This is a genomic window from Tessaracoccus coleopterorum, from assembly GCF_011174705.1.
Taxonomy (GTDB): Bacteria; Actinomycetota; Actinomycetes; order Propionibacteriales; family Propionibacteriaceae; genus Arachnia; species Arachnia coleopterorum.
In genome coordinates this window covers 35,454-56,575 of sequence record NZ_JAANIJ010000001.1, presented here as the reverse complement: position 1 = coordinate 56,575, position 21,122 = coordinate 35,454, and the positions used below count along the sequence as shown (strand labels likewise).

Genomic DNA, 21,122 nt, shown 5'->3' with positions numbered 1-21,122 from the left:
CCGGGCACCGCGTCCCATCGGCTGGCCTACTCTCCCGTGGTGAAGCCGAGCGCCTCCGAGATCAGGGGTTCGAGGAAGTCGGCCTGCCATGGACGCACCCCCAGCTCGAGCAGTTGGGCGCGGGTGGGGAGCACATGGTTGAACACGGCCTGCTGGATGGGTGTGGCGGGCGACGATCGAGGGTTGGAGGCCCCCAGCTCGCAGGCAAGCCCGTCGACAGCGGGGCGGATGACCTTCCACCGCTCAGCGGCCTCGGGTTGATCCGGTCCCAGTACCGCGGCTGGGCGAGCCCGGTGTGCGGGCCCGCTTGGGTGGCAGGGCGCTCTCGGGCAGTTCCCGGACCCGGTCGAGCGCAGCCAACCAGTTGGTCAGGAACCGCTGACCGGGCGATGACCGGAGCCCACGCAGTTGCTCGGCCTCGTCCCGGGTCGGAACGGCGTCCCGATTGAGGGCGGCGACGCTGAGGATCGCCGCGTCGGGAGGATCCAGGTGGGCGGCCGGTCGCGGCGCTGCGCGATGGCATCGCGCTCCATCCAGAGCTCGCGGGCGATCGCGTACTGGAGCTGGGTCCGCAGAGTCGTGAGGCCGCTGAGCCTGCGCCACGGGTCCACGCGTGGGGTGGTCGGGCGGAGAATCTCGTGAGGGTCTCGGCATCCTCCTGGGCCGACCATTCGGCTCGTCCCGCAGCCACGAGGTCTGCACGGAGGACGTCTGCGAGCTCAACGAGGTAGTCGACGTCGAGTGCGGCGTAGGTCAGCCAGCTCTCGGGGAGCGGACGCTTCGACCAGTTGTCGGCGGAGTGCGCCTTCCGGAGCTTGATCCCGATCTCGCGCTCCAGGAGCGACCCGAGGCTGGCGGCGGGCTTCCCGAGCAGCCGCGCGGCCATCTCCGTGTCGAAGATACGGTTGGGACGATGCCAAGCTCCTGCATGCACGGTAGATCCTGGCTGGCTGCATGGATGATCCAGGGTGCATCGCCGGTCACCTCGACCAGGCGCGACAGCTGTGAGCCACCCTCGAACGGAACCGGATCGATCAGCCAGGTGCCAGCGCCGGGGCGCCGGATCTGCAGCAGGTACGCCTTGGGCCAGTAGCGGTGCCCGTGCGCCCTTTCGGTGTCGAAGGCGACGTCGCCGTTGCCCGATGCGAGGGACCCGAGCACGAGGTCGAGGGCCGCGGGCGTGTCGACGATCGGGCGCAACGGTTCGCGGCTGCTCTCCACGTATGTCATCAGCGGTACCCGCCGGGCAGCTTCACCAGGCCGGGAGGAAGCTGTGGCTGGCCCGCGACGAGCCCGATGAGGTCCTGCCACGCCCCGAGGTGGGGGTGAGCCGGTGGGCGGTATCAAGCGTCGGCGTCCACGACGAGCGGACCTCGACCTCGGCACGATCTGAATCGGTCATCTCGCCGAACCCCTTGCTGAACGAGGCTGTGACGGTGCCTGCGAGTTCTCCCGCGACGCAGCCGTGGGTGGCGAGCGCGTCGGTCAGCCACGACCAGGCCACGTCGGGGAGGAGGGGTCGGTGACCATCTCGAGTTCAACCTCCGCGCGCACGTAGCTGACCATCCTGAATGTGCCGCCCCAGGCGGGTTGCCTGCAGGGTCGTGGAGGAGGATGAGGCGTGCCGTGGCGACGGCATCCTCGCCATCGCCTTCCAGTTCGGCCGTCACCGCGACCGCATGCGGGGCGATCCGCTGCGGGGAACCGATCTCCTCGACGGTGAGACCCTCACGCCACTCCATGGCGTCCAACTCGCGGAGGGCGCGGACGAATGCCTCCGGGGTGAAGCTGGTGACGTTTGCTGGCACGTGGTCAGCCTAGAGCGCCGGGACCCTGAATCCGCGGAGTGACTCGCCGGAGGCGGCATCAGCTCAGGGTGCGCAGGCGCAGGCTCACCGAGTTGATGCAGTACCTCAGATCGGTGGGCGTGTCATAGCCCTCACCCTCGAAGACGTGGCCCAGGTGCCCGTCGCACTTGGCGCAGCGGACCTCGACGCGGGGCCGGCCGGGCAGCGACCGGTCCTCGATGTAGCGGACCCGGTCCTCGGCGAGCGGCGCGAAGAAGCTCGGCCATCCGCAGTGCGAGTGGAACTTCTGGTTGCTGCGGAACAGTTCAGCGCCGCATCCGCGGCACTCGTAGACGCCCTCGGTTTCGGTGTCGGTGTACTCGCCGGTGAACGGCGCCTCGGTGCCGCTCTGACGCAGCACGCGGTACTCAAGATCACTCAGCTGCTCACGCCACTGGGCATCCGGCTTGGTGAGCGACGGCTCGTACTGTTCGGTCATGCCCCGATCCTAGATCGCCGGGCAAGCACCGTGATCAGGACTCGTCGCCGTCCAGGTCCTCGACAGAAAGCTGGGTGGGGTGCCGTCCAGCAGCTCCATGGCACCGAAGGCGTACCTGGCGAGGATCAACTGGCGGAGGTGTTCGCTGTCCCGAGCGGGGCGGTGACGGCGATCGCGCCGGCCCGCAGCGCCGCCTGGGCGTGTGCCTGGTAGGCGGGCGTCGGGGTCAGAAAGAGGCTGCCGACGGCGATGTGCCGCCTGCCCTGGGCCCGCAGCGAGGCGACCGCGGCCGCGGTCACGCGACCTTCGCCCTCGTCCACCGCCAGTTGGACCGGAAGCCTGTGGTGCGCCGACCACTGACGCGCCCGCCGTGCGAGGAGTGAGTTGCCCCGGACGTCGGCGCCTGCGGGGCCGCGAGGATGAGGCCGTCGATCTCCAGGGCGCCACCGCGATGGAGGGCCTCACGGACGCGCTCGTCGAGGATGTTGAGGACCTCGCTCGCCGGGCCGATGGGCCGGCTCACAGCAAGGTGGATATCGGGGAGTGGTCGAAGTCGTCGAGGGCATCGGAATGCTCTGCCGCCGAGACGAGATCGAGCGGCACGAGCACCGCTTCGGCAATCTCCTCCTCCACGAGAGAGGCGACGACCTGCTCGAGCGCGGGCGGCCACCACCGACGCGACCGAGGTGGACCTGCAGGTCGCGCCTGAAGGACTGGAGGCCTCGGGCGATGGAGAAGAGCGTGTCGGCGACGTCCTTGTTCTCGGCCCATCGGCCACGAGGATGATTGCCGGTGCTGCCATCTCCGTCCTTCCTGTTCGCCGCTCCTGCGACGGATTCGGGAGGGTTTCCCCGCAGGGATCTGATGGTGACTCTGACAAGTGCGAGGGTCGAGCGGCTCCGGACTTTCGTCCGGGTGCCGGTGCTCCCTCTACTTGTGGGCGATGGCGGTTTCGAACCGCCGACCTCTTCGGTGTGAACGAAGCGCGCTACCACTGCGCCAATCGCCCCGGCGTTGACGAAGTTTAGTGGAACTCCGGCGGGATTGCGAACCGGGGCTCCGGGGCACGCTTCCCGCGAGTCGGACAGGGGCCGAGCGGAGCCCTTCCGGCACCAGGTGGCTGCCGCCCCGGTACATCCGCCCCACCGGCGCAGGGCAGCACGCACGGGCGACCCTGCCCGGAATGACACACCGGACACCCCGGCCCCGCACCGCACCGGCCCACGGAGGCGGGCCCTCCCCACGCGTGAACCGGGCCCCGTCACGGGCGCACCCGCAGTCCTCCGGACGGCGCCCCACCCGGCAGTCAGCCCATCAACACGCGATTGAAAAGGGATTATGCCGCCCGTCGTGGTGGATCGCGGCCTCGATTTGGCATGGGCTGAAAACGTGCGCTAGAGTTCTCAACGCACCGAACGCCACGGCAACAGGCCGGAAGCGGGAAGCGCAATGCGGACGTGGCTCAGTTGGTAGAGCATCACCTTGCCAAGGTGAGGGTCGCGAGTTCGAATCTCGTCGTCCGCTCGGAGAAAGTCTCTCCCAAACCCATGTGTGGAGGACACCCCTCCAAGCGGTGGAGTGGCCGAGAGGCGAGGCAACGGACTGCAAATCCGTGTACACGGGTTCAAATCCCGTCTCCACCTCGGGCGGTTGGCGCAGTGGTAGCGCGCTTCCCTGACACGGAAGAGGTCGCCGGTTCAAACCCGGCATCGCCCACCAAGAAGGGCCTTGTGAAAGGCCAGTTGGATGCGGACAGCGAGGTTCGCACCCACAACTGTGTGCCAGATTGTGTGCCAACTCTCACGTCACATAATCGGCGTCTGAGTGACAGCCAGAGACAAAATTGTCCGGGCGCAGCCGATTGCCGCACACAGGCTGAACATGCTGAACGACGAAACCCCGCCACCCTGGACGCAGCGATCGCACGGATCGACGAACTCGCCACCGCGCTCGCGACCCTCCGAGACACGCTGACCACCATCGCCACGACGGAACGGCAACCCACCAACGAAGGCATGCTCACCGTCAGCGAGACCGCCAAGAAGTTCGGCGTCTCCCGCCAGTCCATCTACCGGATGATCAACACCGTCGACGACAACGGCGACCCGGTCGTCCCCTCAACGCGTTCAACAGCACCTACCTGATCCCCGCCTTCTGGGTTGACGCGGTCCTCCGCGGCGAAATCCGAGTCGGAACCACCGTCCGGAACAAGGCGGCCTGACCGGCGACCACAGGGGCACGCAAAGGACCGAACCATGAAACCTGGAAAGCTCATCGCCGCCTCCACTCCGGCGACAGGCAACGAACCACCCAGAAACACAAAACCTCGCCAGCCGAACGGACGCCCGGAGTCAGCCTCGGAGCAGATGGACGCTGGCACGGATACGCATCCCTCGGCGTCCACCCCGTCACCGGCCGACGAGTCAGAAAGCATGTCGTTGGCCGCACCCGCGAAGTCGCCGCCCGCAAGCTGACCGAAGTTGAGAACGACGCCGAAGACCTCCTCCTTCAAGCAGGCACCAAGGGACTGACCGTCGGCCAGTGCCCACCCGACAGCAGAAGACGTGACCTCCCATTTCGGTAGCTACCTCATCGTCGACGGTGACGTGTACGTCGAATGCGGCGAGCCTCTGTACTGGCTCGACAACTCCGGGGACCACCTAGGTGCCCTGCTCGGCGTCCCACCAATCCGCAACTTCTACGAGCACGTGTTCCGCGCCGACGAACAAGACAAGGCAGTCGCGAAAGGTCTCGAACTCCGCACCGCCGCCAGCGACATCACCGCCCAGGAACATGCCCGACACGAAGCCGAACTGCGGTCCGCCCGTATCGAAATCCTCGACCCCAACCAGGTGACCCTCATCGTCGAGCCACACCCCAGCCTCACCATCCAGGGCCTCCGCCGCAGATACTCCACCCTCCTGCAGCAGCTGTCCCACACGCAGAACCCAGCCGTCGAAGCAGACCTGTTCCAGGAAATCGTCAACGTCCGCAGCCAGATCATCGACGCAGGATTCAGCCCCATCAGATCCGCCGCCCCGCTGTCGAAGGTCGCCATCAAAGAGCCCAGAACAACGTCACAGGGTGACCGGTACGGCTGCGCATATGGAACACCAGACACCGCTGCCGCGCCGCCCTTGACACCCGCCCGCACAACACCGGACAGGACCACCATGAGTAACCAGAACAACGACACCACAACCCGCCACGACATCGGACACGCAGCAGTGCAAGCTGCCGTCGACGAGTTCGAAACACTCCACGGACGCAAACCGGTCATCCTCAAAGACATGGACAACACCGACTACGACTGGAGCGGACGCCTCAACGAAATCCTCCTCGACCTTGACCCGACATTCCCCGTCGTGCCGGAAGGGCAGCGACTCAACTACAACCACTTCGCAGCCACTGACGACTACGACCGGTCAACGCTGCACCGAGCCCTCAACCGGCCAGACTTCTACCACAACATGCCCCGAGTGCCCGGCGCGATCGAGTCAACCGAGGCATTCCTCGACGCAGGCTGCCCCGTGTTCCACGTCAGCACACCGGCACTGCTGAACCCTGGCTGCGTGGCCGGAAAAGTGGCGGACCTGACCCGCGACTACGGCCCAGGCCGGCTCAAGCGGCTGATCCTGACCACCGACAAGACCGTCATCCGGGGAGACGTCCTGTTCGACGACAAACCGGAAATCTGCGGCACCGGGAACCGTGACTGGCGCCACGTCCTCGTCGGTCGAGACTTTAACCGGTACGTCCGCCAGCACCCGTGCGGATGGACGGCTGGGCAGACCTGCCCCGCATCATCGGTACTGCTCTCAAACTGCCGTACACGAACCCAGATTTACACCACGGCCGCAGCGGCGCCGCGTGACGTCCGTCAGTTGCACGCAAGCACGAAGTGTCACTGTGGCGACCGTATCCGACACGAGCGCCAATCAACGGACAAGCCCTCCGCGTTGGCGTCGGGCGCAACGTACCGGCGTCCGGAATCCTTGACGCCGTCCTGCGAGCCGCTGCTGTTACCTGGGGTGAGTCGACAGCAGTCTCTGCCTTCGCTGAGGATCCTTAACGCAAGGTAGCGCTATTGCCTTCGCTGAGGATCCTTAACGCAAGGTAGCGCTATCTTCAACAGAGGCTCATGAGGTAGCCAGGGTCTGTCTCCGGGCCTGCTGATTCGTCACCGCAAGCGCCGCCGCGGGAGGAATGACGTGGCCAGCGCATACGCTCACCTCGATAGCTCTTCCCCTCTTGTCGCGTCCCTCAACGATGAGGCTTGCAGCAGTTCCGGGCTCTGACACGTCGTTGTTCTTGAGGACAACTTCCAGTTGAACCCACTGGTCCGGCGCCAGTGTCAGAGTTTCAGCCCCCTGCATCGTCCCGTCGTACGCCGAGACTAGGGACTGGTCATTCTCGAACGGCGTGAACGCGGATCTGACTAAGGTTAGATTGCGTGCGTTGTCAAGTCGAATTCCCGTTAAGAAGATAGACTGATTCGAGCTGTTCTTGACCGCGCTCCCCATTAGCCGTCCCTCGCCGGCCTTGTTTGTAGGTGAACAGAGCGAGATGTATGACTCCCCAAACTGAACCAGCCCGCCTGCGCCCGCGGGTCTTCCCGAAGCGGCGAAAAGTGTCAACAACACGCTCGCCGCAACGAGTGAGATCGTCCATCGCTTACTTGACAACGAGGAACCCTCCTCCTTCGGCCGGGCCAATCGGATCATTGATACAGAGCTTCCTGCTTGACGTGGACTTGATGGCGACCGAGTGGCTGGTAGAGTAATCGGTCTTGGAGGCGAGGTTTATGCCGATAGTTCCCGAGAGACCAATGGAATTCGCGATGCTTGTTCCGCGCCCCTTGATCTTCGTTAGCGTTCCGCCCGAATTTAGGGTCGCGCATACCGTGGCCGTAGGGGCTGCATCCGTCTTCAGTGTGTTGACAGTTGACCCAAGGAAAGCAAGGGGCCTCATGGAGTAATACGTTTGGGCGTATGTGGGAGGGACTGTGCATCGATACTTACCGTAGGTAAACTGCGTCTTGTGTTCCGCGACGCCCTTGTTTGACGCTACTGGCCAACTGGCAACCACTGAGTTCCTCTTGACAGTCGTGTAGCCGCTAGAGGAGTAGCCCTGGGAAGTCGTGACGGATGTTGCAGCTTGAAGGGACGTAGTCGCGCCCTTTTCGAAGTAGAACTGCCGCGTGTGACCGCCCTGGACGGTTGAGTAGGTCTTGTTCAACACCGCCCAGGGGTAGTGGTAGGAGAGGAGTTTACAGTTGGGGTCTCCTGCCGTGATAGCGGCAGTTTCGGAAACGGCGGCGTCGGGCGACTCTGGGGCGGCGCCGGGTTGTTCGAGGTCAGGGCTGGGAAGGTCGCGTCGACGATTAGCGCAGCCTTTTCGCTCGTGTCGCCGTCGGTTAGGCTGACGGCCAGACCTGGGGATCCTGAACCGGACGAGCTGACCTTGACGACTGGCGCAGCGGTTATGACATTGTCGACTGTGACAGAGAATGAATGTGTGAGCGCATGGGTGCCATTGGCAACTACCAGCTCAACTGGTCGATCTGTGCTGCCTCGCAGGAGTCTTCCGTCGAGGACGAAGTCGCCAAACATGCCTACTGTGTCCCTGACTAGGACCGTAGGCTGGAGTTCTGAGCCGATCGGAGGAAGAGGTTCAGTCTCGGATTGCGTGGGCCATTCAACGAGAAGGACAGACGCCCCGCGGCCAGTGATCCGTCGCTGTTGCGGACCGTACCTCGCACGATCTGACTGACCGTCTTAGAAGTTGGGCTGTCAGCGATTTCGTCTGGGCTCAGTGGGGCAGCCCATCCGAGGCGGACGGCATCATGAGTAGGGACGCGACGGCAATCATGGAGGGAATCAGCCTCGGCCGCGCTATACACGATCGCACATGCGTTTGCAACATACGGCGAGTCTAAGACTCTTTCACCATGTGTCAAGAGTTACTTTCGTGCACATTTTTCACGCTTGGAGGGCGGTAAGCGCTTACGCACGTTCAGACCGCGATAGGCGAAGGGAGTAACTGCTCATCTGACAAAGGTGTTGGGCCAACTCGGTCCTGGCTCTAGCCCTCTGCGGTCGCCTTGCGCCTCGCCCGACCCTCGGGGCCCTCGTGCTCATGCCGTAGTGCCGCGCCGCACACAGTGAACGACATGACAAGTCCGCGTGTGCGTCCCCTCACCAACGACCAGAACCGCCACTTCGCTGCCTGGTGCGCCACCGCGCTGAACCTGATGCCGTACATGGCGCCAATGCTGTACACCCTCCGGCCCGTCACCACCACCACGACACCGTACGCAGCGGTCGACCGGCACGGACGGCTCTACCTCAACATCGACAACATCGCCGCAGAAGGAGTCCGATTCGGAGCCGAAGTTCTCCTACATGAATGCTCACACATCCTCGCTGACCACTTCACCCAAGCTGAACTAGCCAACGCCACCGGCATCGCCGGCCGGGAGGGCGGCGCCAGGTAAGGTACCAGCATCGGCATCGCAACCACATGCACAAATGTGGAGAAGCAATGATGGGCTACCGCAGTTCGGGCTTGCCATTCGTGAGCGGAACCCACTCGTTTCGAAACTGGCTTGGATAGTGCCTTTGGTGGCCATGGTGCCCCTGTTGGCATGGGTACCCAACTTGCTGGGGTGGCTCTTTGGATACTCACCAGCGGATCCTCCTCTTCTGTCCGTCCTGGCCACGGTGGGTGCCGTGTTGATTGCACGCCTGCTGACTTCGGGCCGAACACGGCCCGTTCGAGCGGGGGTCTGCCTTGCGCTTGGTGTATCGGTTCACTGTGGTTACCCGTATCCGTCGGAGTGGGTCTCGGACTTCGGGTGGTTTGTCGGGTGGTCGGTGTATTCCGGGTCCCTGTGGATCATTTCTCTCGGGAGTTTTTCGGTCGGTTGGCTTGGAAATGACAAGCGGACACAGACGCCCTGACAGCCTCGGGTAGCGTCGGGGAGACGACCTGGGGGTTGGCGACCGCACGGAGACCGCGGTTGCGCGTCTGCACGGGGGATTGCTCCCTACTTCGCAGTCGCTGCTGCGTCCGCCGTTGCGCGTCCTGTCCGACTGCGTCTACGAGGCTGAGTAGCCTCACGCCGCCGCGTTTCACGGTTTCCGATGCGACAGTCGAGACGGCTCCATCCGACTCCATTGCATCGCCGCGGGGTGTGTGAGTCATCGCCCGTTGTCCGGCGCGATTTCCCGAGATCCTCAGTGACGCTGAGAGACACATGCCGCTTCCCCGACCCGGACCAGCGCCGGTTCAACCGTGGCATCGCCCACCGAGAAGGTCCCTCAGGTCCTGAGCGGCCTTCCTTCGTTGGACGGCGGTCCGCCCTGGGCGCCGGTCTGCCGGGCACCCCAGGGACTCATGCCTTGGGTGAGGTCAGATAGCTCCATGCCTCACCCAGCGCCTCGGGGGAGTCGACGATCGCCGTCTCGAGGGTGGAGACCAACTCATGTGAGGTTCCCTCCCTCAGGGAGAAGCGCAGCCGCAGCTTGGTCAGGCGGGAGGCGACGTCGCCCTCCTCGATGGATCCGGCGTCCCACCAGAGAGCCCCCGGCCTCGCGCGTCCCGCGTCGAGGCCCCGCGCAGCCTCCCGTACAGCCGGGGTGCTGGTGCTCCTCGTTGTACTGCTCCTTGGCCTCCTTCACGAGACCCCGGTCGAGCTCCGGGCCGGCCAGGACGCCGGTGCTCCAGATGTGCACGTCGCGGCGTCCCTCCCACGGCCCGTCATCTGGCTGGCCGCGGCCAGCCACGTCGCCTGCCTGGGTTGCGCCAGCGTCGCCGTCGTGACGTCGACCCCGCACTCCGTCAGCCAGGCCACCAGACCGGCGCTCGAGGAGGCGTCGACGGCGGCCTCCACCGCCTCCCGCACTGCCAGTGGGCTGCCGTCGGGAGCGACCACGGCGTAGGGGCTGTCCCAGGACACCTCGACCCGTGCCACATCCGCGGCCAGCAACGCGGACAGCACTGGCGCCAGCAGGGTGTCCACGGTGTCCTCGCGGGCCAGGTCCCCGACTCGCCGGTGACATGCGCGACGGCGCCGTCCGCATGGTCGAGGAGCGCAAGCATCTGCGCGAGGTCACCGGCGCCGCCCTCCGAGCGGCGGAGGAAGGCGCCCAGCTGCTCCGTCTGGTGGTCGACGGTGCCGCGGACTCCGTCGGGAATCACCCGGTCCCATCCCGCGAGCGGCTGCTTGCGGACGAGGAGGTCACCCTCGGCGGAGGCCAGCCACGCCCGCCGACGAGGTCGAGCGCCGGGGCATCGTCGGTGCGCCTTGGTCCGGTGCCGCGCGCCGCCTCGAACCGGGCGATCCGTTCCCTGACCGGGGGATGGGTGTCGAACGCGGACGCCTTCTCGGTCGCGATGTCCTCCTCCACGGCCTTGTCGATGTCCTCCCTGTTCGCGCGCGCGACCATTGCGACGGCCTCGCTGAGACACGCGCGGTAACCGGCGGCCTCGAACAGCTCCGCGTAGTGCTCGTCGACGACCTCCCACGCGGCCGCCGCCCGGTAGAGCGACCTGAACGACCCGGCCGCATCGTCCGGCCCCGCCGCCTCGAGCGCCAGTTCGTCGGCGCGCAGTTCGGCCCGTCGCGAGTCGGCCCCGGAGACGAGCGAGAAGAGGCCGCCGTACAGGGTGAAGAACCACCGCCACACAGGGCCTACCCTTTCCCGCACGGAGTAGATGAGCGCGAGCCGTCCGCGGATGCGCGACGAGTAGGCGGTGTCGCCGCCGGCGAAGTGGCCCAGCTCGTGCGCGATGACGGCGCGGAGTTCACCACGCGTCATCGCGGCGAGCAGCGGCAGCCCGATCTCCAGCTCCCGGCGCCCGGCCACCTCGGCGACGGACGCGTTCACCTCGGCAACGATCACGATGCGATCCGGGGGCGCCGTCTCGGCCAGCGCGGCAAGTTCCGTCACCTGGCCCAGAGTGCCGGGTGGTCGCCGCGCTCCACCTCGATGCCCTCGGCCGGCTCCGGCCTCAGCCGCAGCGCCTCCCGCACCCCGCAACCACCGCGATGACCAGCGGGACGGCGATGAAGACGACGAGGCGGTAGCCGAGCGTCCCGGAGTCGAGGGAGCGCCCGAGGGCGAAGAGCCCGACCACGAGCCCCACGATCAGCGCGAGGACCGCGACGGGGAAGAGCCACAGCACCATCTCCGGCACCGGACTGCGCTTGTTCATGCGCGGAACCTAGCAGCCAAGGGGCGGCCCGGGTGCGGGCCGGAAGGAGAATGGGCCGGCCCGTTCTGGCGGGTAGCATCGTCGGCGGTCGGAATCGTCGTGCAACGGGACGGAGGGGTGCGGTGGGCCGCGTCAACCCGGTCGTGCTCGTGCTGATCTCCATCGCGTCGGTCCAGTTCGGGCCGCGCTCGCGAAGGGGATCTTCGACGACGCATCGCCCGTCACGCTCGCGTACCTGCGGGTCGCCATCGCCACCCTGGTGCTGGCGGCGATCTCCCGCCCGCGCCTGACGGGGCGATCCGGGCGCGACTGGCTCGTCGTCCTCGCCTACGGGGCATGCCTCACCGGGATGAACGCCGCCATCTACCTGAGCTTCGCCCGCATCCCGATCGGGTGGCGGTGACCCTGGAGTTCCTCGGCCCACTCGCGCTCGCCGTGATCGGTTCCCGGCGCCTGATCGACCTGCTCTGGGTGGGGTTGGCGGCCGCGGGGTGGTGCTGCTGGGGCGCTACCGTCGGGGATCGACCCGATCGGGCCGGCCTCGCCCTGCTGGCAGGCGCCCTCTGGGCCGGCTACATCGTCCTCGCGGGCCTGTCGGCCGACGGTGGGAGGGCATCGGCGGCCTGACGGTGGGCAGCGCCTTCGGGGCGCTGCTGTTGGCCGGCCCGGCGCTGGCCCTCGCGGGGAGTCCCTGTCCAAGGCAGGGTGTGGGGGACGATGGCCGCGGTCGCGCTGCTCAGCAGCGTGGTGCCCTACGCCCTCGAGCTGCACGCCCGGCGCACGATCAGGAGCTCGACGTTCGGCATCCTGATGAGCCTCGAACCCGCGGCTGCGGCCATCTTCGCGTGGCTGGTGCTGGGGAATGGCTTGGGCCGGTGGAGTTGGTGGCCATGGCCTGCGTCATCGTGGCGTCCATCGGGGCCGTCCGCGCGGGGAAAAGGAGCACCACCGATGGCTAAGCGACCCACCGGCACCGCGGCACTTCGCGTGCTCACCGACGCGGGCATCCGCCACACGGTCCACGAATACGGCCATGACCCCGCGCGACCAGCTTCGGGATGGAGGCGGCCGAGGCACTCGGCTACCCGCCGGAGCGGGTCTTCAAGACGCTGCTCGCCGCCGACGACAAGGCGCTCGTGGTCGGCATCGTCCCGGTGGACGGCAGGCTCGACCTCAAGTCGCTCGCCGCCGCAACCGGGCACAAGCGGCTCTCGATGGCCGACCCCGCCGTCGCGGAGCGGGTCACGGGCATGGTGGTGGGCGGCATCAGCCCGATCGGCCAGAAGCGGGCGCTACCGACGGTGCTCGACGCGTCCGCGCTCGGTTTCGACACCATCCTGGTGTCGGGCGGACGCCGCGGCCTCGACATCGAGCTCGCTCCGGCCGATCTCGTGAGGATCACCGAAGCCGGCGTGGCGGCAATCGCGGCGCACTAGTCTCGGGGCATGGCAGACGACATCACCACCTCGCACCACAAGTCCCGACGGCGCTACGAGATCTTTGTCGGCGACGAGCTGGCGGGATACCTCGACTACCGCGACCACGACGGCGCCGTCGAGATGTACCACACCGTGACCGAGCCGGAGTTCGGCGGCCGCGGTCTCGCCTCCCGCCTCGCCGGGTTTGCGCTCACGGACGTCCGCGACTCGGGCCTCAAGGTGGTCCCGACCTGCTCCTTCGTGCGCGGCTTCATCGACAGGCATCAGGAGTTCGCGGATCTGGTGGCCTGAGGTACCTCAACTCAGGAAGATGTCCGGGAAGAGGGCATCGTCCGGTGTGCCCGGCACGGCCGCGTAGCCGGAGAAGTCGGTGACCCGCGGGCGCGGAGCACGTCCTCGACGATCAGGGAGTGGCCCGTGAGCCGGTCCGCCGGGGTGGTCACCACCTGGTAGGCCGCATCGGCGTAGATGGTCGGTGTCCGTGACACCGCCATCAGGCGCTCACCGCCGAGCACGTTGCGGACGGCGGCCGTCGCGATGGTCGTCTCGGGCCAGAGCGTGTTGGCCGCGATCCCGTCCCGTGGAACTCGGCAGCCATTCCGAGCGTCGCCATCGTCATGCCGTACTTGGCCAGGGTGTAGCCGGTGTGCGCGCCCAGCCACCGCGGGCGAGGTTCACCGGCGGAGACAGCGACAGGATGTGCGGGTTCTCCGACTCCCTGAGGGCAGGCACCGCGGCCCGGGACAGCATGAAGGTGCCACGCACGTTGACGTCCTGCATCAGGTCGTACTTCTTGGCCGTCAGGTCGAGCGACCCCGACAGGTCGATCACCGAGGCGTTGTTGACGACGATGTCGATCCCGCCGAACTCCTCGAGCGTCGCCTCGACAGCCCTGGCCACGTCCTCGTCGCTGCGGACGTCGCCGACGACGGCGAGGGCCCGTCCTCCGCCGCCCGGATCTGCTCGGCCGCGGTGTGGATGGTGCCCTCCAGCGTCGGATGCGGGTGTCCGTCTTGGCCAGCAGGGTGACGTTGGCCCCGTCGGCCGCGGCCCGCAGCGCGATCGCGAGCCCGATGCCCCGGCTGCCGCCGGACATCAGGATGGTGCGCCCTCCAGCCCGCTCACGAGCCCGCCTTCGCCGCGAAGGCCGACATTCTGGCGGCCGCATCCGGGGTGCCGACGGCACGGGCGATGGTGCGGGCCTCCTCGGCCAACTGCTCGGCGAGGGAGCGCGTCGGGTTCGAGCGGATCAGCCGCTTGGCCTGCCCGTAGGCCCAGGCCGCGCCCTCGACGATGCCGCGGGCGACGGCGAGCGCCCTGGCTCGCACCTGCTCCGCGTTGCTGACCTCGGCGAGAAGCCCCAGTCGAGCGCCTCGTCGGCGCTGAGCAGTCGCGACGTGAGCGTCAGCTGCAGTGCCCTGCGCTCACCGACGGCCCGGGAGAGGTGCGCAGTCACGGACAGGTCAGGGGTGAGACCCATGTCCGCGTAGAGGCTGCCGATCCGCGCGTCGACTGCGCCGACGGCGTAGTCGGAGCTGAGCAGGATCCCGAGGCCGCCGCCCACCGCGGTGCCCTGGACCGCCGCGACCACAGGGACGCTGGAGGCGACCAGCGCCGTGATGCCGTTGTTGATGACCCCGGCGAGTTCCTCGACGCCACCTCCGACAGCCTCGCCTCCCTGCACCATGGCGAACACGTCGCCCCAGCGCAGAAGGCCCGACCCTCAGCCTGGATGATGATGGCCCGCACGCCGGGATCGGCAACCGCCGCCCTGCGGCCTCCGCCCAGGCGGCGGCCATGTCCGCATTGAACGCGTTGAGTCGCTCCGGGCGGTTGAGCGTGATGAAGCCGATGCCGGCCTCCGCGTGGAACAGCACCGGATCGGCCTGACTGGTCATGTGTTCTCCCTTGAACAGATGTTCCCCGGGGCAAGCCTACTGACCGCAGACGGGTGGCGCGTGGTCTTCGGCGGGCGGGAGTGGCCCCGTGTGGCCCCCGCCGCCGGAAGCGGCAGAATGGGGCGGGTGGCGAGACGCGCCGCGCCGAGGAACGAGGAGCATCCGATGAGTGGAGTCATCACAGTCCGTCGACACGACAACGTGGAAACGGTGGAGCTGACTGCCACGACCACGGGCCTCGATCTGTTCGGCGACGACCGCACCGTCGTGGCGATGCGCGTCGACGGCGAGGCACACGATCTGCAGCGGGAGCTCTCCCCGGGCGTCGAGGTGGAGCCGATCCTCGTCGATTCACCCGAGGGCCTGAGCATCGTGCGTCACTCCGCGGCGCACGTCACCGCCCAGGCGCTCCAGAACCTGTTCGTGGACGCGAAGCTCGGCATCGGCCCGCCCATCACCGACGGCTTCTACTACGACTTCCAGACCGCGCCCCTGCAGCCCGAGGACATGAAGGCCATCGAGAAGCGGATGGGCCAGATCGTCAAGGAGAAGCAGCGCTTCGTGCGCCGAGTCGTCACCGACGATGAGGCACGCACCGAACTGGCGTCGGAACCCTTCAAGCTCGAGCTCATCGCGGACAAGGGCAGCGCCTCCGCCGACGACGGTTCATCGGTCGAGGTCGGCGCAGGCGACCTCACCATCTACGACAACGTCCGGCGCGATGGTTCCGTCGCCTGGAAGGACCTCTGCCGCGGCCCGCACGTGCCCAACACCGGCTACCTCGGCAACGGTTGGGCCCTGACCCGCACGTCGGCCGCCTACTGGCGAGGCGACCAGTCCAAGGCGGACCTGCAGCGTGTCTACGGCACCGCATGGCCCACCAAGGATGAGCTGCAGGCCTACAAGACCCGCCTGGAGGAGGCCGCCAAGCGCGACCACCGCAAGCTGGGAACCGAGCTCGACCTGTTCAGCTTCAACGAACTGGTCGGCTCCGGCCTGCCCCTGTTCCACCCCAAGGGTGGTGTGATCAAGCGCGTCATGGAGGACTACGTCCGAGCCCGCCACATCGAGGAGGGCTTCGACTACGTCGGCACCCCCCACATTGCCAAGGAGGAACTGTTCTACACCTCCGGCCACCTGCCCTACTACGCCGACGGGATGTTCCCGCCCTCCTGGAGGACGCGGAGCGCGACGAGCAGGGCAACGTCGTCAAGGGCGGCCAGGCCTACCGCCTGAAGGCCATGAACTGCCCCATGCACAACCTGATCTTCTCCTCGCGGGGCCGCTCCTACCGTGAGCTTCCGCTGCGCTTCTTCGAGTTCGGCACCGTGTACCGCGACGAGAAGTCGGGCGTGGTGCAGGGCCTCACCCGGGTGCGCTCCATCACGCAGGACGACTCGCACAGCTACGTCATGAAGGAGCAGGCCCCGATGAGGTGCGCCACCTGTTGCGCTTCATCCTGTCGCTGCTGACCGACTTCGGCATGACGGACATCGCGCTCGAGGTGTCGACCCGCGACGAGGACGGGAAGAAGAAGGACAAGTTCATCGGCTCCGACGCGCAGTGGGAGGAGGCCACGGCCGTCCTGCAGCAGATCGCGGACGAGTCGGGTCTCATCGTCGTCCCCGATCCGGGTGGCGCCGCCTACTACGGCCCGAAGATCTCCATCCAGGCGAAGGACGCCATCGGCCGCGTCTGGCAGATGTCGACCATCCAGTACGACTTCAACCAGCCCGAGCGCTTCGGCCTCGAGTACACGGCCCCCGACGGCTCCCGCCAGCAGCCCGTGATGATCCACTCCGCGAAGTTCGGTTCCATCGAGCGCTTCATGGGTGTGCTGATCGAGCACTACGCGGGCGCCTTCCCCGCCTGGCTGTCACCGGTGCAGGTCACCGCGATCCCGGTCGCCGCCGAGTTCGACGCGTACCTCGGGTCCGTCGCCGACAAGCTGAAGGCCCGTGGCGTCCGCGTCGATCTCGATCTCTCCGATGACCGGTTCGCCAAGAAGATCCGCAACGCCTCGAAGGAGAAGGCCCCTTCGTGCTCATCGCCGGCGGTGACGACCGCGACGCGGGTGCGGTGTCGTTCCGGTTCCGGGACGGGTCGCAGCGCAACGGCGTGCCCGTCGACCAGGCGGTCGAGGAGATCGCGGCCTTCATCGCGTCGCGCTCCAACGCGTCGCCCAGCGCCGATGCCTGAGATCGAGTCGAGCGACACCCTCGCGGGCGTCCCGGACGCCTTCCAACGGCTGTGGACGCCCACCGGATGGTCTACATCAACGGTGAGGGCAAGCCGACCGGCGATCACGACTGCCCGTTCTGCACCGCACCCGGGCGCACCGACGAGGACGGCCTGGTCGTGGCGCGGGGCGAACACGCCTACGTGGTGATGAACCTGTTCCCGTACTCGCCGGGCCACCTGTTGGTGTGCCCGTACCGGCACGTGGCCGACTACACCGACCTGACGGCCGACGAGACACGAGAGGTGGCCGAGCTGACGCAGCGGGCCATGCGCGTGCTGCGGCGCGTCTCCGGGCCGCACGGCTTCAACCTGGGCATGAACCAGGGATCGGTGGCCGGGGCGGGCATCTCGATGCACCTCCACCAGCACATCGTGCCCAGGTGGGCCGGAGACATGAACTTCATGCCGGTCATCGGGCAGACGCGGGCCCTGCCGCAACTCCTCGGCGAGGCCCGTGCGCTGCTGGCCGAGGCCTGGCAGGACTGACGTGTCGCTGACCGGCCTCGCGTGGGCCGTCGGCGGCCGCATCCCCGACGGGTGGGCGATGCGGCTGCGGCGGTGCTCGCGCCACTGATCTCGTTGCTCCCGCTGCCGGCAGTGGCGGCCTGGGAGCAGACCGCAGGCCGCGCCACCGGGCGACCGATGACCCGGCGCGACCGGAGCAACCTGGTCCGGGTGTGGCTGCGCAACACCTCCTGGTCGTTCAGCCTCGCGCGGTGGAGCGACGACGAGATCCTCCGCATGGTGGCCGTCTCCGACGACGACGTGGAGAAGCTGCGTTCCTCGCTCGCCGGGCCGGGCCTCGTCCTCGCCCTGCCACACATGGGCTCCTGGGACTTCGCCGGGGCCTGGTGCGCGCGCATCGGCATCAAGGTGGTCTCGGTGGCCGAACGCCTTCCGCGGGCCTGTACGAACGGTTCCGCGACGCGCGCGCCGGTATGGGGATGGACATCTACCCGGTCGACGAGCCCGACCTGATGCGCCGCCTCGCCGACGACGTGCGGGCGGGTCGGTTGATCTGCCTGCTCAGCGACCGCGACCTCTCCGGCAACGGCGTTCCCGTCGAGTGGCCCGGCGCGGGGACCGTGTCGGTGCCCGCCGGCCCGGCCCTCCTGGCACGCCGGACCCGGGCCGATCTGCGTGTCGCCACCACCCGGTTCGAGGACGGTCGGCTCCGCATCCTGGTGTCCGAGCGGATCGAGCCGGGCACGGTGGGGAGATGATGCAGGGCGCGGTCCAGCATTTCGCCGCGGCGGTCGACGAATCCCCGTCGAACTGGTTGATGCTGCGGAGCCTGTTCCGGTGAGGATCGCGCTCGTCGTGCCCTACTCGCTCGACGTTCCAGGGGTGTGGCCACCCACGCGCTCGGCCTCGCCGGCTGGCTGCACGGGCGCGGCCACGACGCGCGACTGATCGCCCGGGCAGCGCCCCGCCGATGCCGATGTTCCCGTCACGCTGCTCGGACCCGCCGTCGGGCTGAGGTTCAACGGCTCGGTGGCCCGGCTGGCCCTTCGCCCGGCCAGGCGAGGGCTGCCCTCGACGCCACCGTGGGCGCGGATGTCGTGCACGTCCACGAGCCACTCACGCCAGGTGTGGCGTTCGCGGTCGCCGCGCAGACCCATGCGCCGCTGGTCGTCACCCACCATGCCGCGTTCACGCCTTCGCGACCGGTGGCCCGGCTGCTGCGTGCCCGCGCAGCGCGCCTGCCCGACCGCGTGAGCCTGGCCGTCTCGACCGCCGCCGCCGAGCTGACCGGGACGCTCGGGGTGGCGGCCACCATTGCCCCAACGCCGTCCGGCTGCCCCTGCTCCGTCACCGCGACCGCCCGGTCGCCCGGTCGTGGTGTTCGTGGGTCGGCTGGACGAGCCACGCAAGGGCTACGGGGTCTTCGTCGAGGCGTCGGCCAAGGTGCCCGGCGCCGACTTCGTGGCCGTCGGGCCGGGTGGGAGGGGCGCCGCAGGCGTCCTGGAACTCGGCAGGCTGGGGCGCGCCGACTTGGAGGAGGTGCTGGGCACCGCCTCGGTCCTGGTCGCTCCCAATCTGTTCGGGGAGTCGTTCGGAATGGTGCTGGTCGAGGGCTCGCGCACGGCGCCGCTCTGGTGGCGAGCGACCTGCCCGCCTTCCGCGCCGTCGCCGAGGGGCCGGCCTCGTCGTTCTTCCCGGTCGGGGACGCGTCCGCCGCCGCGCGGATGATCGCTGAGCGTCTCGCAAGCCCGGTCGACCCGACCGCCGCATGGGCCGGTGTGCAACGCTTCGGCTGGGACGCCGTGGGCCCGACGGTGGAGGATGCATACCTCCGCGCCCGTGACATCCGACGGGGATTGGGCCGATGTCCTAGGCTGGGGACGTGCACGCCCAGCTCGTACCCCGCAAGAGTATGACACCGACGCCGTGCTCACGATCCCCAACGTGGTGTCGTTCGTGCGGCTGCTGTCCATCCCCGTCTTCTGTGCCCTGATCATCCTCGGCCAGGACGTGGCGGCCGTCGTGCTGCTCGCGGCCTTCGGCGCCACCGACTGGATCGACGGTTTCCTCGCGCGCCGCCTCAAACAGCGCACCGAACTGGGAGCCCGCCTCGATCCGGTGGCCGACCGTCTCTACATCATCGCCGCGGTGATCTCCCTGCTCGTGCGCGGCATCGTGCCGGTCTGGTTCGTCGTCGTGCTCCTCGCCAGGGACGTGATGCTCGCGCTGCTGCTGCCACGCCTACGGCGCCACGACATGGTGGCCTTCCCTGTGAACTGGATCGGGAAGATCGGCACCTTCCTCATTCTTTTTGCGCTTCCGTTGATCCTGGTGGGGCTCCCACGTCGCTCGCCTGGGTGTGGGCGCACTGGGCAGGCTGGATCCTCGGTGGCGTAGGTGCCGTCTTCTACTGGGCGGCAGGGTTCATCTACGTGCGTGAAGCTGTGAGGCTGGGGCGTGGCGACGACGCGTCCTGACGCGAGCATGTCGCTCCTGACGGATGTGCAGGACGGCGCCCTCGAACCCGAGTACCGCACCACGACGCACCGGCGTCGCAGCCCTTCTGTGGCCCTGCTCGCCCTGCTCCTTGTGGCGGTGCTCGTGACGCTGGCCTTCCTGCAGACGACGCAGGGCAGCGGGGCGGCCGCGGAGCAGAGGGCCGAGCTGCTCGACCGGATCGGGACGGCCCGGCAACGGCAGAGCGACCTGACGGACGCGGCTGCTTCTCTCGACGCCGAGGTGCGTGCGCTCGGGCAGGAGGCACTGGGCGACCCGGCGCAGCGGGCCGAGTTGGAGCGGCTCGAACTGGCGAGCGGGGCGGGCGCGGTCACCGGGCCCGGCATCGTCGTGGTCGTCGATGACGCCACCGACGCCGAGGGGACCAAGGGCATCATCCTGGCGAGCGACGTCACGCGGCTCGTCAACGGCCTGTGGCTGGCCGGCGCCGAGGCCGTCAGCATCAACGGCCGTCGGCTCACCACATTGACCCCATCCGTTCCGCGGGCGCGGCGATCACGGTCGACTACGTGTCCCTGACGCCGCCCTACCGGCTCGACGTGATTGGGGACCCTAGTAACCTTCAGGCACGGTTCAACGAGACCCCGGGGCCGTCTGGTGGCACTTCCTGACCCAGAACTACGGTGTCACGATGGCCATCACGCAGGCTGACAGCGAATTGTCGCTCTCCGCCGACACGGGCATGACGCTGCGCTACGCGCAGCCGGGATAGGAGGAACTGGTGTTCGCAGTGCTCGGCCTCGTCCTCGGCGTCGTGCTCGGCATCGTCCTGCAGCCCACGTTGCCACCGGTGCTGGCCCCTACCTGCCCATCGCGATCGTCGCGGCGTTCGACGCGATCCTCGGTGGCACGCGGGCCTTCCTCGAGGGTGTCTTCTCCGACCGGGTGTTCCTGGTGTCATTCCTGTCGAATGTGGTCATAGCCGGAGTCATCGTGTTCGTGGGCGACCAGATCGGCGTGGGCTCGCAGCTGTCCACCGGCGTGGTCGTCGTACTCGGTATCCGGATCTTCACCAACGCCGCCGCGATCCGCAGGGCGCTGCTGCATGCCTGACCGG

Annotated in this window: 25 protein-coding genes, 4 tRNA genes and 7 pseudogenes; 21 read left to right on the top strand and 15 right to left on the bottom strand. The window is 67.8% G+C overall.

Going from position 1 to position 21,122, the window contains the following annotated elements; translation table 11 throughout:
* Positions 1–26: 26 nt before the first annotated feature.
* The 7 genes and pseudogenes from G7085_RS00390 to G7085_RS00355 form a co-directional block, all read right to left on the bottom strand.
* Complete coding sequence (locus G7085_RS00390) at positions 27–272, bottom strand: hypothetical protein (RefSeq protein WP_231979826.1); 246 nt, start codon at positions 270–272, stop codon at positions 27–29.
* Between the two features lie 482 nt (positions 273–754).
* A pseudogene (locus G7085_RS00380) lies at positions 755–1,230 on the bottom strand (ribonuclease D); the annotation flags it as partial.
* Positions 1,231–1,252: 22 nt separating this feature from the next.
* A pseudogene (locus G7085_RS00375) lies at positions 1,253–1,742 on the bottom strand (DUF3000 family protein).
* Positions 1,743–1,866: 124 nt separating this feature from the next.
* Positions 1,867–2,286, bottom strand: a complete 420-nt coding sequence (gene msrB / locus G7085_RS00370) for a peptide-methionine (R)-S-oxide reductase MsrB (protein ID WP_197509608.1) — start codon at positions 2,284–2,286, stop codon at positions 1,867–1,869.
* A gap of 125 nt (positions 2,287–2,411) precedes the next feature.
* Positions 2,412–2,585, bottom strand: coding sequence for a hypothetical protein (locus tag G7085_RS00365; RefSeq protein ID WP_197509607.1), 174 nt, complete (start codon positions 2,583–2,585; stop codon positions 2,412–2,414).
* A complete protein-coding gene (locus G7085_RS00360; RefSeq protein WP_197509606.1) occupies positions 2,582–2,809 on the bottom strand; it encodes a hypothetical protein in 228 nt (75 codons plus the stop codon). The genes G7085_RS00365 and G7085_RS00360 overlap by 4 nt, the downstream gene beginning before the upstream one ends.
* 414 nt (positions 2,810–3,223) lie before the next feature.
* Positions 3,224–3,295: transfer RNA gene (locus G7085_RS00355), tRNA-Val, on the bottom strand.
* Between the two features lie 442 nt (positions 3,296–3,737).
* On the opposite strand from G7085_RS00355, the gene G7085_RS00350 reads away from it, so the two are divergent.
* The 5 genes from G7085_RS00350 (at position 3,738) to G7085_RS31685 (ending at position 6,368) form a co-directional block, all read left to right on the top strand.
* Positions 3,738–3,810 (top strand) — tRNA-Gly (locus G7085_RS00350).
* Positions 3,811–3,858: 48 nt separating this feature from the next.
* Positions 3,859–3,929: transfer RNA gene (locus G7085_RS00345), tRNA-Cys, on the top strand.
* A 1-nt stretch (position 3,930) separates the two neighbouring features.
* Positions 3,931–4,005, top strand: a tRNA-Val gene (locus G7085_RS00340).
* A 296-nt stretch (positions 4,006–4,301) separates the two neighbouring features.
* Positions 4,302–4,430, top strand: coding sequence for an HTH domain-containing protein (locus G7085_RS00335; protein ID WP_197509605.1), 129 nt, complete (start codon positions 4,302–4,304; stop codon positions 4,428–4,430).
* A gap of 420 nt (positions 4,431–4,850) precedes the next feature.
* On the top strand, positions 4,851–6,368 hold the full coding sequence (locus G7085_RS31685; protein WP_197509604.1) for a 5' nucleotidase, NT5C type: 1,518 nt from the start codon (positions 4,851–4,853) through the stop codon (positions 6,366–6,368).
* A gap of 57 nt (positions 6,369–6,425) precedes the next feature.
* Here G7085_RS31685 and G7085_RS00325 read toward each other — a convergent pair whose 3' ends face one another.
* Positions 6,426–6,926: a hypothetical protein gene (locus tag G7085_RS00325; RefSeq protein WP_197509603.1), complete on the bottom strand. Its 501-nt coding sequence runs from the start codon at positions 6,924–6,926 to the stop codon at positions 6,426–6,428.
* Between the two features lie 1,532 nt (positions 6,927–8,458).
* On the opposite strand from G7085_RS00325, the gene G7085_RS00320 reads away from it, so the two are divergent.
* Entirely contained in the window at positions 8,459–8,782 is a 324-nt protein-coding gene (locus G7085_RS00320; protein ID WP_197509602.1) for a hypothetical protein, read from the top strand.
* Between the two features lie 1,182 nt (positions 8,783–9,964).
* On the opposite strand, the gene G7085_RS00315 is transcribed toward G7085_RS00320, so the two are convergent.
* The 3 genes from G7085_RS00315 to G7085_RS00305 all read right to left on the bottom strand — a co-directional run bounded on the left by G7085_RS00315 (position 9,965) and on the right by G7085_RS00305 (position 11,505).
* Entirely contained in the window at positions 9,965–10,309 is a 345-nt protein-coding gene (locus G7085_RS00315; protein ID WP_197509601.1) for a hypothetical protein, read from the bottom strand.
* A 175-nt stretch (positions 10,310–10,484) separates the two neighbouring features.
* Complete coding sequence (locus G7085_RS00310) at positions 10,485–11,240, bottom strand: M48 family metallopeptidase (protein WP_197509600.1); 756 nt, start codon at positions 11,238–11,240, stop codon at positions 10,485–10,487.
* Between the two features lie 61 nt (positions 11,241–11,301).
* Positions 11,302–11,505 carry a hypothetical protein gene (locus G7085_RS00305; protein WP_197509599.1) on the bottom strand — a complete coding sequence of 68 codons (204 nt, stop codon included), beginning with the start codon at positions 11,503–11,505 and terminating at the stop codon, positions 11,302–11,304.
* A gap of 259 nt (positions 11,506–11,764) precedes the next feature.
* Here G7085_RS00305 and G7085_RS22955 point away from each other — a divergent pair, with 259 nt between their 5' ends.
* From G7085_RS22955 to G7085_RS00290, 5 genes and pseudogenes are all read left to right on the top strand, one after another.
* Positions 11,765–11,908, top strand: coding sequence for a hypothetical protein (locus G7085_RS22955; RefSeq protein WP_231979076.1), 144 nt, complete (start codon positions 11,765–11,767; stop codon positions 11,906–11,908).
* Positions 11,905–12,132, top strand: a complete 228-nt coding sequence (locus G7085_RS22950; protein WP_231979075.1) for a hypothetical protein — start codon at positions 11,905–11,907, stop codon at positions 12,130–12,132. Before G7085_RS22955 ends, G7085_RS22950 begins: the two co-directional genes overlap by 4 nt.
* A gap of 90 nt (positions 12,133–12,222) precedes the next feature.
* A pseudogene (locus G7085_RS22945) lies at positions 12,223–12,330 on the top strand (EamA family transporter); the annotation flags it as partial.
* A gap of 233 nt (positions 12,331–12,563) precedes the next feature.
* Positions 12,564–12,941 (top strand): aminoacyl-tRNA deacylase, encoded by a 378-nt coding sequence (locus G7085_RS00295; RefSeq protein WP_331715379.1) that lies wholly within the window; start codon positions 12,564–12,566, stop codon positions 12,939–12,941.
* A gap of 9 nt (positions 12,942–12,950) precedes the next feature.
* Positions 12,951–13,235 carry a GNAT family N-acetyltransferase gene (locus G7085_RS00290; RefSeq protein ID WP_197509598.1) on the top strand — a complete coding sequence of 95 codons (285 nt, stop codon included), beginning with the start codon at positions 12,951–12,953 and terminating at the stop codon, positions 13,233–13,235.
* 11 nt (positions 13,236–13,246) lie between these two features.
* Here the strand turns inward: G7085_RS00290 and G7085_RS00285 are convergent, their stop codons facing one another.
* The 4 genes from G7085_RS00285 to G7085_RS00270 all read right to left on the bottom strand — a co-directional run bounded on the left by G7085_RS00285 (position 13,247) and on the right by G7085_RS00270 (position 14,631).
* Entirely contained in the window at positions 13,247–13,459 is a 213-nt protein-coding gene (locus G7085_RS00285; RefSeq protein ID WP_197509597.1) for a hypothetical protein, read from the bottom strand.
* A 100-nt stretch (positions 13,460–13,559) separates the two neighbouring features.
* Complete coding sequence (locus G7085_RS00280; RefSeq protein ID WP_331715378.1) at positions 13,560–13,844, bottom strand: SDR family oxidoreductase; 285 nt, start codon at positions 13,842–13,844, stop codon at positions 13,560–13,562.
* 221 nt (positions 13,845–14,065) lie between these two features.
* Positions 14,066–14,272 (bottom strand): Clp protease/crotonase-like domain-containing protein, encoded by a 207-nt coding sequence (locus G7085_RS00275; RefSeq protein ID WP_197509596.1) that lies wholly within the window; start codon positions 14,270–14,272, stop codon positions 14,066–14,068.
* Positions 14,194–14,631: an enoyl-CoA hydratase/isomerase family protein gene (locus tag G7085_RS00270; RefSeq protein WP_197509595.1), complete on the bottom strand. Its 438-nt coding sequence runs from the start codon at positions 14,629–14,631 to the stop codon at positions 14,194–14,196. The genes G7085_RS00275 and G7085_RS00270 overlap by 79 nt, the downstream gene beginning before the upstream one ends.
* 376 nt (positions 14,632–15,007) lie before the next feature.
* On the opposite strand from G7085_RS00270, the pseudogene thrS reads away from it, so the two are divergent.
* The 10 genes and pseudogenes from thrS to G7085_RS00225 all read left to right on the top strand — a co-directional run bounded on the left by thrS (position 15,008) and on the right by G7085_RS00225 (position 21,118).
* A pseudogene (gene thrS, locus G7085_RS00265) lies at positions 15,008–17,041 on the top strand (threonine--tRNA ligase).
* A pseudogene (locus tag G7085_RS00260) lies at positions 17,034–17,569 on the top strand (HIT family protein). The pseudogenes thrS and G7085_RS00260 overlap by 8 nt, the downstream one beginning before the upstream one ends.
* 72 nt (positions 17,570–17,641) lie before the next feature.
* A complete protein-coding gene (locus tag G7085_RS22940; protein WP_231979074.1) occupies positions 17,642–18,061 on the top strand; it encodes a lysophospholipid acyltransferase family protein in 420 nt (139 codons plus the stop codon).
* Positions 18,028–18,306 carry a lysophospholipid acyltransferase family protein gene (locus G7085_RS00255; RefSeq protein ID WP_231979073.1) on the top strand — a complete coding sequence of 93 codons (279 nt, stop codon included), beginning with the start codon at positions 18,028–18,030 and terminating at the stop codon, positions 18,304–18,306. The genes G7085_RS22940 and G7085_RS00255 overlap by 34 nt, the downstream gene beginning before the upstream one ends.
* Before the next feature lie 126 nt (positions 18,307–18,432).
* A pseudogene (locus G7085_RS33610) lies at positions 18,433–18,801 on the top strand (glycosyltransferase); the annotation flags it as partial.
* Positions 18,802–18,922: 121 nt separating this feature from the next.
* The gene (locus tag G7085_RS00245; RefSeq protein WP_331715377.1) at positions 18,923–19,276 is read left to right on the top strand and encodes a glycosyltransferase; all 354 of its coding nucleotides are present in this window, start codon (positions 18,923–18,925) and stop codon (positions 19,274–19,276) included.
* 198 nt (positions 19,277–19,474) lie between these two features.
* Positions 19,475–19,945, top strand: coding sequence for a CDP-alcohol phosphatidyltransferase family protein (locus G7085_RS00240; RefSeq protein WP_331715376.1), 471 nt, complete (start codon positions 19,475–19,477; stop codon positions 19,943–19,945).
* Positions 19,946–20,032: 87 nt separating this feature from the next.
* On the top strand, positions 20,033–20,584 hold the full coding sequence (locus G7085_RS00235) for a DUF881 domain-containing protein (protein WP_197509591.1): 552 nt from the start codon (positions 20,033–20,035) through the stop codon (positions 20,582–20,584).
* A complete protein-coding gene (locus G7085_RS33605) occupies positions 20,575–20,676 on the top strand; it encodes a hypothetical protein (RefSeq protein WP_197509590.1) in 102 nt (33 codons plus the stop codon). The genes G7085_RS00235 and G7085_RS33605 overlap by 10 nt, the downstream gene beginning before the upstream one ends.
* Before the next feature lie 110 nt (positions 20,677–20,786).
* Positions 20,787–21,118, top strand: a pseudogene (locus G7085_RS00225) (DUF1290 domain-containing protein).
* Positions 21,119–21,122 lie beyond the last annotated feature (4 nt).